Genomic DNA, 13,045 nt, shown 5'->3' on the forward strand with positions numbered 1-13,045 from the left:
AGTTATAACTTAAAAGCTAAGTTACGAATAAGAAATTTACAACTCATCCATGATTTTCAACAATTGGGTTTTTAAATATTTTTTAACTAAAACGGTCAAAATACATTTGCTACATCAAAATCAACCACAATGAAAACTAAATTATTTTTTGCACTTGCATCTTTATTTATAACTACTTGCTTATTTGCGCAAAACACTATTTCAGGGAAAGTGATCGATAAAAAAGGCAAACCTATTTCTGGTGCTAATATTTATATTGATGGCACCTATGATGGAGCTACAAGTTCTGAATCAGGAGAATTTTCTTTTGAAACTGCTGAAAAAGGAAATCAATTTTTGGTAGTAAGTTTAGTAGCTTTTAATACTTATAGACAAGAAATAGAGGTGGCAAATTTTAATAACCAAACCATTAAACTTACCGAAAACATTAATGCGCTTGATGCGGTCGTTATTACTGCTGGAACATTAGAGGCTGGGAGCAAGGCGAGAGTTTCGGTTCTAAAACCACTGGATATTGTTACCACAGCTGGTTCGGCTGGAAACATTGTTGCGGCATTACAAACTTTGCCAGGAACACAAACCGTTGGGGAAGACGGAAGGTTGTTTGTGCGTGGAGGTGAAGCAAGCGAAACTCAAACTTTTGTTGATGGAATTCGAGTGCCCCAACCCTATGGTGCTACTACTAATAATGTTCCAACAAGAAGCCGTTTTTCGCCTTTTTTGTTTAGTGGAATTGCTTTCTCGACAGGAGGTTACTCGGCGGAATATGGGGAGGCTTTGTCTAGTGTTTTGCTTTTGAATACTGAGGATGAAGCCGATCACAATAAAACCGATATGGGTTTTATGACGGTTGGTTTGAGTTTAGGAAACACTCAAAAATGGGACAAAAGTTCTTTGAGTGTCAATATGATGTATGCGAATTTGGCTCCTTATCAAGCCGTAATTCCTCAAAACATAGAGTGGAACAATCCCTACCAATCTCTTGGAGGCGAAGCGGTTTATCGTTATAAATTTAATAACGGAGTGTTTAAATTCTACGCTGCTTTTGATTCGGAAAAATTCGATTTGAATCAGAAGAATATCAATTTCGAAAACCCAATCAGAACCGATTTAAACAATAATAATTTCTATTTAAATTCTTCTTACAAAGGAAATTTTGGAACAGGTTGGCAATTGACCACAGGATTGAGTTATGGGTATAGCAAAAACTTAACAAAGTATGACGTTAACCGTATTGATGCCGAGGAAAATGCGATGCAGCTTAAACTAAAATTGAGAAAGAATGTAACTGATTATTTTAAATTGTCATTTGGGGAAGATTATTTTATGACCAAATACAATGAGGGGTTTGATACTAATAGCTCAATTAGTGTAACGAATGGATATGATTCTAATATTGCGGCACTATATACCGAAGCTGATGTTTTGTTTTCTAAAGATTTAGCTCTGAAAGTAGGGTTGAGGTATTCGAACAATAGCTTATTAAACGAAAATAATATTGCACCGAGAGCTTCATTGGCTTACAAAATTTCAAAAAACAGTCAACTATCATTTGCTTACGGAAATTTTACTCAAACGCCAATTGTGGATTACATCAAATATTCAAAATACCATCAGTTCGAAAGCGAAAAAGCCCAGCATTATATATTAAATTATCAATTCACAAAACCAGGTCAGATTTTAAGAGCCGATCTTTATTATAAAAAATACGACAATTTGGTTCAGTACGATACTAAAGAATTGCAATACAATTCAGTCTTTAATAATAATGGTTCGGGTTATGCCAAAGGTTTAGAATTGTACTGGAGAGATAGTAATTTGTACAAGAATTTCGAATATTGGATTTCCTATTCCTATATCGATTCAGAAAGAAAGTACAAGAATTATCCAACCATGGCTACACCAAGTTTTATTGCGGATCATACGTTGTCAGTAGTAACAAAATATTTTGTAGAAGATTGGAAATCGATGATAGGGTTGACAAATAGTTTTAGTACTGGAAGGCCTTATAATGATCCCAATAAGACGCAATTTATGAGCGAAAAAACCAGAACTTATAACAGTTTGAGCTTGAGTTGGGCTTATTTATTGACAACTCAAAAGATTCTTTATTTTTCGGTTTCAAATATTTTAGGGAATCAAAATATTTTTGGATACGATTATGCTCGAAATCCAGATGCCAACGGTATTTACCAAAGACAAGCCATTGTACCAACTGCAGATAGATTTTTCTTTGTTGGTTTCTTTTGGACCATCAGTCAAAACAAAAATGAAAATCAGTTGAAGAATTTGTAAACTCTGCAATTCATCATCAAAAATCAACAATTCAGTAGTATTTAGTTTTTAAAAAATAAAGAGCAATTTACTTTTGAGATATAAATTGAGTTTCAATCATTAATAAAAGGGCTTAGTGCCAAATAAATCAAAAAAATAACTAATCAATAAAAACTAGAAATCATGACAAAAATTATCACAGCAATCGTTTTATTTATCTGTAGTTTATTATCTGCACAAACACAATTTGAAAAAGGAATGACAAAAGCTGGAGAGCTTTGGAAGGAAGGAAAAACAGACGAAGCTTCGGCTATGTACGAAAGAATCGCATCGGCAGAAAAAAGTAGCTGGTTGCCTAACTATTATGTTGCTTTGGTGAATACAACCACTTCTTTTTCGGAAAAAGATAAAACAAAAGCGTCTTTGTTATTAAATAAAGCTCAGGATGTTCTTGATGAAGAAATGATAAAAGACCAGGAGAATTCAGAGTTGTATGTAATGCAAGCGTTGATTTATACTGCTTGGGTGGTTCAAGATCCAATGACAAACGGTCAAAAATATTCGGCAAAAGTAATGGAGGCTTATGCTAAAGCTAAAGCATTAAACCCTAACAATCCTAGAGCTGTTTTTGGAGAAGCTGATTATCAATTGGGTGGTGCAAAATGGACAGGTGCAGATACTAAACCATTATGTGAACAAATTAATAAATCTATAGAACTTTTTGGTACTTTTAAACCAGAAACACCTATGTCGCCAAATTGGGGATTAGAAAGAGCTCTTGAAGTCCAAAAAACTTGTAAATAAAATAATCTTGACTATAAAAGTATGATAACAGTAAACCCATATTTGTATTTTAATGGTAATTGTGAAGAAGCTTTTAATTTTTATAAATTGATTTTTGAAACGGAGTTTATGTATATCGGACGCTATAAGGATGTACCACAAAAGGATAGAGATATTTTTCGTGAAAACGACAATAAAATCATGCATGTTTCGCTCCCAATTAGCAAGCAAATGACATTGATGGGATCTGATAATGTTGCTGTTTTTAAAGATGGTTTGGTAAATAATAAATTCTCATTATCAATAAATACCGATAAAAAGGAGGAAGCTGATGAGTTGTTTAAAAAGCTTTCAAGTGGGGGCAAGATAAAAATGGCTATGAATGAAACATTCTGGGGTTCTTACTACGGAATTGTTGAAGATAAATTTGGAATACATTGGAAGATTAGCTTTGAATTGAATTAGAAATAAAGAAGTTATATAAGCTATTATAAAAATTAAGTTTTTATCTTTCCTGAAAAGAATGTTAAAATGAAAGAATATAAAAATTCATTTGAAGATTTGAGAAAAGGCACTATGACCTATTTTAAGGTTTCTATGGTCTTTACAGTAATATTTTCAGCTTTTTTAGGAGATGATTTAAATGTCAAAAATGTACTGCTAACGTTTGTTTTAAGTTGTTTTTATTCCTTCGGATTGGGTTTTGGTAATGGCTATCTCAATATGCTTTTGGATAAAAAATGGGATTGGCTAGAACAGACAAATATAAGGGTGTATTATGGTGTTTTGGTTACCGTTTTATACACTATTCCAGTGGTTTTGGGAATTAATTATTTCATTTTTATTTTCTTGAAAAAAATGTCTATAGATGAGTTTTTTAGCCAAAACATGATATGGACACATCTTTTTTACATCATTTTATCGCTTGGAGTTTCTGCTTTTATGCAAGCCAGAAGCTTTATGATAAAATGGAAGCTTGCCTCAAAAAAAGAAGTCACACAACAGCGAATTATAGCGGGTACTGCCAATGCTAAATTTGAAACTTTAAAAAATCAAATCGATCCTCATTTTCTTTTTAATAGCCTTAACGTTCTTAGCTCATTGATAGAAGAAAACCCAGATAATGCTCAACGATTTACTACTTCTTTGTCCAAAATATATCGGTATGTTTTAGAACAAAAAGACAAAGAGTTAGTTTCAGTTGCCGAGGAATTGTCTTTTGCGAAAACCTACATGAACTTGTTGAAAATGCGATTCGAGAACAGTTTGTTTTATGAATTGCCCGAAACAATTCCTAATCCAGATGCCAAAGTGGTTCCGCTTTCTTTACAATTGCTTTTAGAGAATACGGTAAAACATAATGTGGTAAGTGAACAAAAACCATTGCACATCAGAATATTTATGGAAGGTGATTATTTGGCTATTCAAAATGATTTACAGAAGAAAGAAGTGTTGCAGTCTAGACAAGGTGTGGGGTTGCAAAATATCGTAGATCGGTACGGAATTATTACCGACAGGATGGTCGTGATTGAAGAGAATCTACAAACTTTTACAGTCAAAATACCCGTTTTAACAAAGCAAATTATGGTCATGGATACTGCTTCAAAATACAGTGAAAAAAGTGCTTATTTCAGAGCCAAAAAAAGAGTAGATGAACTCAAAGGATTTTATGGGAATTTATTTTCATACTGTTGTGTGGTGCCTTTTTTGGTTTTTATCAACTTGAGATTTTCTCCCGGATTTCACTGGTTTTGGTTTTCGGCAGTAGGTTGGGGATTTGGTTTATTAATGCACGCTCTAAAAATATTTGGATATTCTTCCAATTGGGAAGAGCGTAAAATACAAGAAATATTAAATAAAGAAGATGCTAAACGCAATTGGAAATAGTTATGGAACAAAATTTTGATGAAAAAGAGCGCTATCGTAAAGCGAGTCAAAAAGTAAAAGAGCTAAAAGAGTTTTATACTCATGTAATTTCTTATTTGGTTATTAATATTGCTTTGCTAGTGCTTAATTTGGTTACTTCTCCAATGTATTTATGGTCGCTATGGTCAATAGTTTGTTGGGGAGTGGGACTTGTTTTCCACGGATTAAAAACGTTTGATTATTTTCCTTTTTTCAGTAAAGAATGGGAACAGAGAAAAATCAATGAATTCATGGAGAAAGAAAAAAATACAAAGTGGAAGTAAATAAATTACTGCTATGGAAAGATTACAACAAACATTTGATCATACATCGAATCATGAAATTCCATTTGCTGAACGTTACGAAATGGCTTTTAAAAGAGTAAAAAGAGTTAGCGCATTTTACAATCATCTAATAATTTACATTTTTATAAGCATCGTAACAATAATAGCCAATGCTAATATTGATTTGTTTAAGCAAGGAATAATAGGAGATCCATGGTACAATTGGCGTACCTATTCTACAGCTTTGTTTTGGGGGATAATTGTGTTGGTACATGGGATTTTTATTTTTGGTCAAAATCTGCTTTTTGGATTGGATTGGGAAGAAAGAAAAATAAAAGAAATTCTAGAGAAAGATAAGAATAAACAAGTTTGGAAATAGTGATGGAAAATTTTGAAACTGAGGAAGAACGCTATGCTAGAGCCAAAGCTAGAGTCGCAGAAATAAAACGATTTTACCATAAGGTAAAATCGTTTTTAGTAATCAGTGTTATTTTGATAACCGTAAATCTAGTGACTTCTCCTAATCGCTTGTGGTTTTATTGGCCAGTATTTTGGTTGGGAGCAATTTTGGCTTATAAAGGTCTAAAAACCTTTGGTTATTTCCCTTTTTTGAACAAAGAATGGGAACAAAAAAAATTGAATGAGTTTTTAGAAGAAGAAAAAAATAAAAAACAGAAATGGGACTGATTTAATTTTAAATAAAATGGGAAAATTTAAAAGACACTTGAAGGAGTTGTATGGTGAGCAATACGAATTAGACGATGATTATCATATAGCGTATAAAAAAGTACAAAGAATCAAAGGATTTTATATTCATTTGATGGTTTACGTCTTGGTGAATGCTTTTATAATTTGTGGTAATCTTAATTGGTCAGATTTTGGGAAAGCAGAATTTTGGAATTTTTGGAATTTTTCAACTCTCTTTTTTTGGGGAATAGGTTTGTTCGGACATTGGGTTTCTGCTTTTGGACGTACTATTTTTTTTAGCTCCGATTGGGAAGAAAGAAAAATTAAACAATTCATGAAAGAAGAGGAAAGAAAAAAATGGGAGTGAAATAGTATTCAGTATTCGGTCTTTAGACTTAAATCTTAAATCTTAAATCTTGTTCTTAATATAATCATCAACAATTTTAGTCAGACTTAAATCTTTAAACAATCTTTTAAATTTTAAATAACTTTTCAATGACAACAATAATTATTGAAGACGAAAAACCAGCTGCAAGGTTGTTGCAACGTAAACTCGAAAAACAGAATATCGAAGTGGGAGTGATGCTTCATTCTGTAGAAGAAGCTTTGAATTGGTTTTCTCAAAATGAACATCCCGATTTGATATTTTTAGACATCCAATTATCCGATGGATTGTCCTTCGAGATCTTCGAAACTATAGATATAAAAAGCGCTATAATTTTTACTACTGCTTATGATGAATATGCATTAAAAGCATTCAAATTAAATAGTATTGATTATCTCTTAAAACCCATCGATGAAGACGATTTGGAAACGGCTATTTTGAAATTTAAAAGCCGATTTGAGTCTGTAAATTTTGTAGGAAATAAATCGATGCAATTAGACTTCGAGCAAATCAAAAAGATGCTTATAAACCCTTTTGAAAAAACATACAAAAAACGCTTTACCGTAAAAATAGGACAACATCTTAAAGTGATTTCTATTGATGAGGTCGAATGCTTTTTTAGTGAAAACAAAGGAACCTATATTCATACTTTTGATAATAGGGATTATTTAATAGATACAACTCTCGAGCTTTTAGAGCAAGAAATTGATCCAACTGCATTTTATAGAATCAGTAGAAAATTTATCATTTCTCTGAAAGCGATAAAGGAAATTTCGGTGTACAGCAATTCCAGATTGAAGATTATTTTGCCAACTTTTAGAGACGATGAGGTAGTTGTGAGTCGAGAAAAAGTCTCAGATTTTAAAAATTGGATCGGTTAAATTTTAATTATTTTTACGGTTTAAGTAGTTTTACTTAATGCACTGGTAATTAATTTCATAACTATTCAATATAGAGAATATCTATAGTGGTTTTTTGACTGTTTTTAGGTATTTTTAGCTCTTTTTTGGGATAAAAATCAGAATTTTAAATTTTGAAAACATGAAGTTGATATCACTTCTTTAAGAGTTGTTTTAGTAAAATAATGAGCTGATAAATTTCAATTTTTTATCAGCTCATTTTTGTTTTGAGACCTCACTTTCTACTTCTGTTTCTTCCTTTTAATCTTAATTGGGTGAAATTGTATTGAAGTAATAAATAATCAAAAATTATTATTTTTTCAATATTTAATAGTTTTTATCTACAAATAATTTTTTGTTAATTTTGATTTCAATACAAACTGAAGATTGTAAATTAGATCAATTAATTAAAATAAATCAATCAGTATGAAACGTCTTTCGGTCTTGTTTTTTGTACTTTTTTTTTCGTACCAAATAGATGCTCAAAATGTAAGAATTTTTGAAAATTACACAACGTTAGAAAAAGAAATTTTGAGTGATAAAAACACAATTTATGTAGTCAATTTTTGGGCTACTTGGTGTGCTCCTTGTGTAAAAGAATTGCCTCATTTTGAAAATTTAAATTCACAAAATAGGAAGGTAAAAGTAGTGCTTGTAAGCTTGGATTTTAAGAAACAATATGAGTCAACTTTATTGCCTTTTTTGAAACGAAAAAACATTCAATCTGAAGTCGTTTTGCTAACCGATAAAGATTATAATAGTTGGCTTCCTTTGGTCGATAAAGATTGGTCAGGATCTATTCCGGCAACTTTGATTCTTAAAGATGGAAAGAAAGTTTTTGCCGAAAGAAGTTTTTCTAGCGATCAAGAACTGGATGAATTTGTAAACAATAATATTAACTAAATCTCACAATAATTATGAAAAAAATGTTTTCTTGTTTAGCATTGGTTGCTGTTTTTTTTCTTTCAGCTTTTACAACTAATGTTCCAACGCCATACAAAATTGGTGATAAAGCCACGGATTTTAAATTAAAATCTGTTGATGGTAGAATGTATAGTATGGCCGATTATAAAGACGCTAAAGGCTTTATTGTGGTTTTTACCTGCAATCATTGCCCTTTTGCGGTTAAGTATGAAGATAGAATAAATGAATTGGCCAAAAAGTACAAATCAAAAGGTTATATTTTATTAGCTATAAATCCTAATGATCCTGCGGTACAACCCGAAGATAGCTTTGAATTGATGAAAACTAGAGCTAATGAAAAAGGTTTTGTTTTTCCGTATTTGTTTGACGAAGGCCAAAAAATATATCCGCAATATGGAGCTACTAAAACGCCTCATGCTTTTTTATTAGATAAAAACCTAGTTGTAAAATACATTGGAGCTATCGATGATAATGTTGATAGCGCTAGTGATGTAAAAGAAAAATACCTTGAAAATGCGATTGCAGCATTAGAAAAAGGAAAAACTCCTTCGCCAGAAACAACCAAAGCTATAGGTTGTTCTATCAAAGCAAAGAAATAGTTTTGTTGAAAATCGATTTAGAAAAGAGTAAAAACATAGGTTGTTTTTACTCTTTTTTTATCGGATATATTTTTTTCTGATTCCAATCAAAACAAATAATAATACCGAATAACTAATAAAAAAAGGCGCAATTAGCACCACTTTATTTAGACTAAGCAGTATGGCCATAAGTAGCAATTGAAATCCTAATCCGTAGAAAGAAAGTAGTGTCATAAACCAATTCGGAAACTTATTTACTTTGCAAGCATCATATTCTAATGTATAGATTATTTGATCGAAAATACCATAAAAAAGAGTATACAATGTAAATAGGATGTTTACCGCTTTTTGATTCTCCCCAGGTAATGCTTTCGGGATTTTATTTTCGAAAATATTACTGGTTTTATCGGCTCCTTTTGATTGATGTCTAATGATTACATAGTAGTAATTATAAAGTGTGCCTTGCAATTGAATACAGATAAATGCGATAAAAGTGATCCAAAAAGAAGTTTCGGAAACATGGCCAATAGCCAATAAAAGCAAAAAATTTAGAATAATATCAAATATACTATCGAGATATCTTCCAGAGTAAGAAGGGGTATTTTTTGCCCGAGCCAATTCGCCATCAATCGCATCGATAATTGATTTTAAAATGATAAAAAAAGCTGCAAAATAATACTGGTTTTGCAATACACAATAAACTCCGGCTAAACCACAAACTCCAAAAACTAAGGTTACTTGAATAGGAGTAAAACGAGTGCTTTTTAATTGGTTTGCAAAAAACCGAGCAAAAGGCCTACCGTAATCGGATAGATCAAGAAATTGATTTTGTACAGCTAGTTTCGGCATTTTAATATTTTTTTGAAATTATTAAGATGCGACAACAGGGTCGAATTACAAAAGTAATGCTATTTTAACAATTTGATAGCGTTGTCATAATATATAAATGCTAAAAACGCTTTTGGATACATCAGGGATATGCCAAAAGCGTTTTGAATTTGTAAATAGATATCGCTATTTGCTCAATCGATGCAGTGTGTAAGTCATTGCTGTTAGCAAAAAGAAAGCTACAATTTGATGTGTTAAACCCAACCAAAGAGGTACATGGTACAATAATGTAAAAACACCTAAACCGAATTGAATAAAAACGATAATTACCAAAGAATGGATTCCGTTTTTTTGAGGTACAGATAATGCAAATTTTTTACTTTTAAAGTATAAAGCTAAAATTAATCCTACTACTACATAAGCCATTGTTCGATGTACAAATTGAACGCCACTTTTTCCTTCTGTAAGTCTAAGTAACCAGCTGTCTTTTTCTAAAGCGATACTTTCGTGAAAGAATTGTCCGTCACTCATTAGTGGCCAATGATTATGTATTAAACCAGCATTTAAACCTGCCACAAATCCGCCGTAGATAATTTGAACAATAAGAAAAAAGAGAGTGTAACGCGCTAGTTTTTTTAAAGGAAAAATAATTTGACTCTTGTCGGGATATATCAAATCTAAGGCAACCCAAAGGGTGTATGCAAAGGTTATGAAAGCAAAAGTTAGATGCAGAGAAAGTCTAAAATGGCTTACATCTGGATTGTCTATCAAACCGCTTTTTACCATAAACCATCCTAAAAAACCTTGAAAACCACCCATAGCCAACAAGACCACACATTTTTTAATTGTTTCGCTAGAAAGACGTTTCCTGATTAAGAAATAAACGAAAGGAACGAGGAATACTAAGCCAATAATTCTGCCTATAAAGCGGTGAAACCATTCCCAGAAATAGATGAATTTATAATCATCCAAAGTAAAATCATTATGGATATTTATTTTTTGGTATTCAGGAAATTGCTTGTATTGCTCAAAAGTTTCTTCCCATTTTGCTTCCGTCAATGGAGGTAAAGTATCTGTTACTAAATGCCAATCGGTCATAGAAAGTCCAGAGTTTGTAAGTCGGGTAATTCCGCCCACTATTACCATAATAAACAATAGTAAACAACCTGATAGTAGCCAAATAATAACTGATTTATTTTCTTTCATGATTTTTTATTTATGTTTTTTTAATCCTAATTTTTCACCTTTTTTTACAACAAAATCATAAGCGGCTTGATAATCGTTTGCGATTTCGCCCTCTAAAATTGCTTCTTTTACGGCTTCTTTCAGAATTCCGATTTCACGAGATGGCTGTAGATTAAACAATTCCATAATTTCTTCTCCCGAAATAGGTGGTTGAAAATTTCGGACGTGATCTCTTTCTTCTACTTCGATAATTTTTTTTCTAACGATTTCAAAGTTAGCGTGGTATTTTCGGAATTTATTAGGATTCTTAGTGGTTATGTCGGCTTCACATAACGTCATTAAATGTTCGACATCTTCGCCAGCATCAAAAACCAAACGTCTCACAGCAGAATCGGTAACGATATCTTGAGCCAAAACAATTGGACGTGAACTCATGATAACCATTTTTTGAACAAATTTCATTTTGTGATTCAATGGCATATGTAGGCGTTCGAATATTTTTTTTGCCATTTTTCCGCCAAGAAACTCATGACCGTGAAATGTCCAGCCTTGTTTTTTATTAAAGCGTTTGGTGGGAGCTTTTCCGATGTCATGTAATAAAGCAGCCCAGCGTAGCCAAACATCGTTTGTATGAGGGCAAATATTATCAACAACTTCTAGGGTGTGGTAAAAATTGTTTTTATGGGTGTGACCTTCTATTTCTTCCACTTGGTTTAAAGCAGTCAATTCGGGAAGGATAATATCCAAAAGTCCTGTTTTGTATAGTAATAAAAACCCGACAGAGGGCTTATCTGTCGAAAGTATTTTGTTGAGTTCTTCGACTATTCGTTCGCCAGAAATGATTTTAATACGATGTGCATTTTGGGTAATAGAATTCAATGAATACGAATCAATTTCAAAGCCCAATTGCGTGGCAAAACGAATTCCTCTAAGCATTCTTAATGGGTCATCCGAGAAAGTAATGTCTGGGTCAAGAGGGGTTTTTATGACTTTGTTTTCTAAGTCAGAAATTCCCCCGAAAGGATCTAAAAGTTCACCAAATGTATTGGGATTTAAAGATAAAGCGAGAGCATTTATGGTAAAATCACGTCTATTTTGGTCGTCTTGAAGCGTTCCGTTTTCAACAATCGGATTTCGGCTATCAAGATTATAGGATTCTTTTCTTGCTCCTACAAATTCAATATCGGTATCTTCAAAACGTAACATGGCGGTTCCGTAGGTTTTAAAAACCTGAACTTTAGGTTTTTTAGGTAACAAATCGGATACTTTTAAGGCCAATTCGATTCCGCTCCCAACAGCAACAATGTCAATATCTTTTTTAGAACCCCTGTTTAAAAGCAAGTCACGTACAAAACCACCAATGACATAACTTTCTATATTAAGTTCTTGAGATGCTTTCGATATGATTTCGAAGATTTTATTATTTAAGGCTGATTTGTAAGTCATTATTATTTTTTAAAGTTTAAAGTTTAAAGTTGTGTAACTGAAAACTGAAAACTGAGTGCTGCAAACTATTTGCGAATCACTTTTACCTGACAATCATTCGTTAATTTGATGATTGTTGAAGGTTTTCCAGCAATTTTATCGTGGTGCAAATTTACAACATAGTCAACTCCTTTTATAATTTCTGGACTGATTTCTTTGAAACTTTTTGGTGTTGGTTGGCCAGAAATATTTGCCGAAGTAGAAACTAGAGGTTTTTTCATACGTTCCATTAGTTTGAAGCAAAATGGTTCCTTAACGATTCGCATGGCCAATGTGTTATCGGTTGCAATCAAATTTGAAGCTACATTTCTCGGGTTGTCTAAAACTAATGTAGTTGGATTTTCGGATACATCTATAATTTGCCAGGCTACTTCTGGAATTTCTTTGAAAACATTGTAAATCATTCTTTCGCCATTCATTAAACAAATCATACTTTGTGTTTCAGCACGTTGTTTGAGTTTGAAGATTTTTGCAACGGCTTCTGGATTAGTGGCATCACAACCAATTCCCCAAACGGTATCAGTAGGATAGAGGATGATTCCTCCTTCTTTTATTATTTCAAATGCATTATGTACTTCTTGATTGATATCCATTTTTTAATCTTTATTTAATCAATGTTTTAGTTTTATTACACTTTTTTTATCATTGTTTTTAGTTCGTTTTTATAATCATTTTAAAGTGGACAATGATATTGATAAGAAAAGCGCATTTTTTAGATTTTCTTTTCTAACTTTCTGTAAAAGGGTAATAAAATGCAAAAATAATATCTATTGCGATAATTTTGAGAAGTTAATCAATTAAAATTATTGATTACATTTTTGAAACCAT

15 protein-coding genes are annotated in these 13,045 nt (G+C 32.1%); 11 read left to right on the forward strand and 4 right to left on the reverse strand.

Going from position 1 to position 13,045, the window contains the following annotated elements; all coding sequences use genetic code 11:
* The first annotated feature begins 129 nt into the window (after nt 1-129).
* The 11 genes from ABEB18_RS08690 to ABEB18_RS08740 all read left to right on the forward strand — a co-directional run bounded on the left by ABEB18_RS08690 (nt 130) and on the right by ABEB18_RS08740 (nt 8,740).
* Nucleotides 130-2,295 carry a TonB-dependent receptor gene (locus ABEB18_RS08690; RefSeq protein WP_348798882.1) on the forward strand — a complete coding sequence of 722 codons (2,166 nt, stop codon included), beginning with the start codon at nt 130-132 and terminating at the stop codon, nt 2,293-2,295.
* 162 nt (nt 2,296-2,457) lie between these two features.
* Nucleotides 2,458-3,078 carry a tetratricopeptide repeat protein gene (locus tag ABEB18_RS08695; RefSeq protein WP_348798883.1) on the forward strand — a complete coding sequence of 207 codons (621 nt, stop codon included), beginning with the start codon at nt 2,458-2,460 and terminating at the stop codon, nt 3,076-3,078.
* A 21-nt stretch (nt 3,079-3,099) separates the two neighbouring features.
* Entirely contained in the window at nt 3,100-3,522 is a 423-nt protein-coding gene (locus ABEB18_RS08700; protein WP_348798884.1) for a VOC family protein, read from the forward strand.
* Nucleotides 3,523-3,588: 66 nt separating this feature from the next.
* The gene (locus ABEB18_RS08705) at nt 3,589-4,944 is read left to right on the forward strand and encodes a histidine kinase (protein WP_348798885.1); all 1,356 of its coding nucleotides are present in this window, start codon (nt 3,589-3,591) and stop codon (nt 4,942-4,944) included.
* Between the two features lie 2 nt (nt 4,945-4,946).
* Nucleotides 4,947-5,246, forward strand: coding sequence for a 2TM domain-containing protein (locus ABEB18_RS08710; RefSeq protein ID WP_348798887.1), 300 nt, complete (start codon nt 4,947-4,949; stop codon nt 5,244-5,246).
* 13 nt (nt 5,247-5,259) lie between these two features.
* A complete protein-coding gene (locus tag ABEB18_RS08715) occupies nt 5,260-5,625 on the forward strand; it encodes a 2TM domain-containing protein (RefSeq protein WP_348798888.1) in 366 nt (121 codons plus the stop codon).
* Nucleotides 5,626-5,627: 2 nt separating this feature from the next.
* Nucleotides 5,628-5,933: a 2TM domain-containing protein gene (locus ABEB18_RS08720; protein WP_348798889.1), complete on the forward strand. Its 306-nt coding sequence runs from the start codon at nt 5,628-5,630 to the stop codon at nt 5,931-5,933.
* 16 nt (nt 5,934-5,949) lie between these two features.
* Nucleotides 5,950-6,300: a 2TM domain-containing protein gene (locus ABEB18_RS08725; RefSeq protein ID WP_348798890.1), complete on the forward strand. Its 351-nt coding sequence runs from the start codon at nt 5,950-5,952 to the stop codon at nt 6,298-6,300.
* Between the two features lie 128 nt (nt 6,301-6,428).
* Complete coding sequence (locus tag ABEB18_RS08730) at nt 6,429-7,199, forward strand: LytR/AlgR family response regulator transcription factor (protein ID WP_348798891.1); 771 nt, start codon at nt 6,429-6,431, stop codon at nt 7,197-7,199.
* A gap of 444 nt (nt 7,200-7,643) precedes the next feature.
* Entirely contained in the window at nt 7,644-8,120 is a 477-nt protein-coding gene (locus tag ABEB18_RS08735) for a TlpA family protein disulfide reductase (RefSeq protein WP_348798892.1), read from the forward strand.
* A gap of 14 nt (nt 8,121-8,134) precedes the next feature.
* Complete coding sequence (locus ABEB18_RS08740) at nt 8,135-8,740, forward strand: thioredoxin family protein (protein ID WP_348798893.1); 606 nt, start codon at nt 8,135-8,137, stop codon at nt 8,738-8,740.
* A gap of 57 nt (nt 8,741-8,797) precedes the next feature.
* Here ABEB18_RS08740 and ABEB18_RS08745 read toward each other — a convergent pair whose 3' ends face one another.
* From ABEB18_RS08745 to ABEB18_RS08760, 4 genes are all read right to left on the reverse strand, one after another.
* Nucleotides 8,798-9,568, reverse strand: coding sequence for a CDP-alcohol phosphatidyltransferase family protein (locus ABEB18_RS08745; RefSeq protein ID WP_348798894.1), 771 nt, complete (start codon nt 9,566-9,568; stop codon nt 8,798-8,800).
* A 165-nt stretch (nt 9,569-9,733) separates the two neighbouring features.
* Nucleotides 9,734-10,756 carry a COX15/CtaA family protein gene (locus tag ABEB18_RS08750; protein WP_348799059.1) on the reverse strand — a complete coding sequence of 341 codons (1,023 nt, stop codon included), beginning with the start codon at nt 10,754-10,756 and terminating at the stop codon, nt 9,734-9,736.
* Nucleotides 10,757-10,759: 3 nt separating this feature from the next.
* A complete protein-coding gene (locus tag ABEB18_RS08755) occupies nt 10,760-12,178 on the reverse strand; it encodes a CCA tRNA nucleotidyltransferase (RefSeq protein ID WP_348798895.1) in 1,419 nt (472 codons plus the stop codon).
* Between the two features lie 65 nt (nt 12,179-12,243).
* Nucleotides 12,244-12,810: an L-threonylcarbamoyladenylate synthase gene (locus ABEB18_RS08760; RefSeq protein WP_348798897.1), complete on the reverse strand. Its 567-nt coding sequence runs from the start codon at nt 12,808-12,810 to the stop codon at nt 12,244-12,246.
* Nucleotides 12,811-13,045: the final 235 nt, after the last annotated feature.

Origin of the sequence: Flavobacterium adhaerens (assembly GCF_040045115.1) — a bacterium.
GTDB lineage: Bacteria > Bacteroidota > Bacteroidia > Flavobacteriales > Flavobacteriaceae > Flavobacterium > Flavobacterium adhaerens.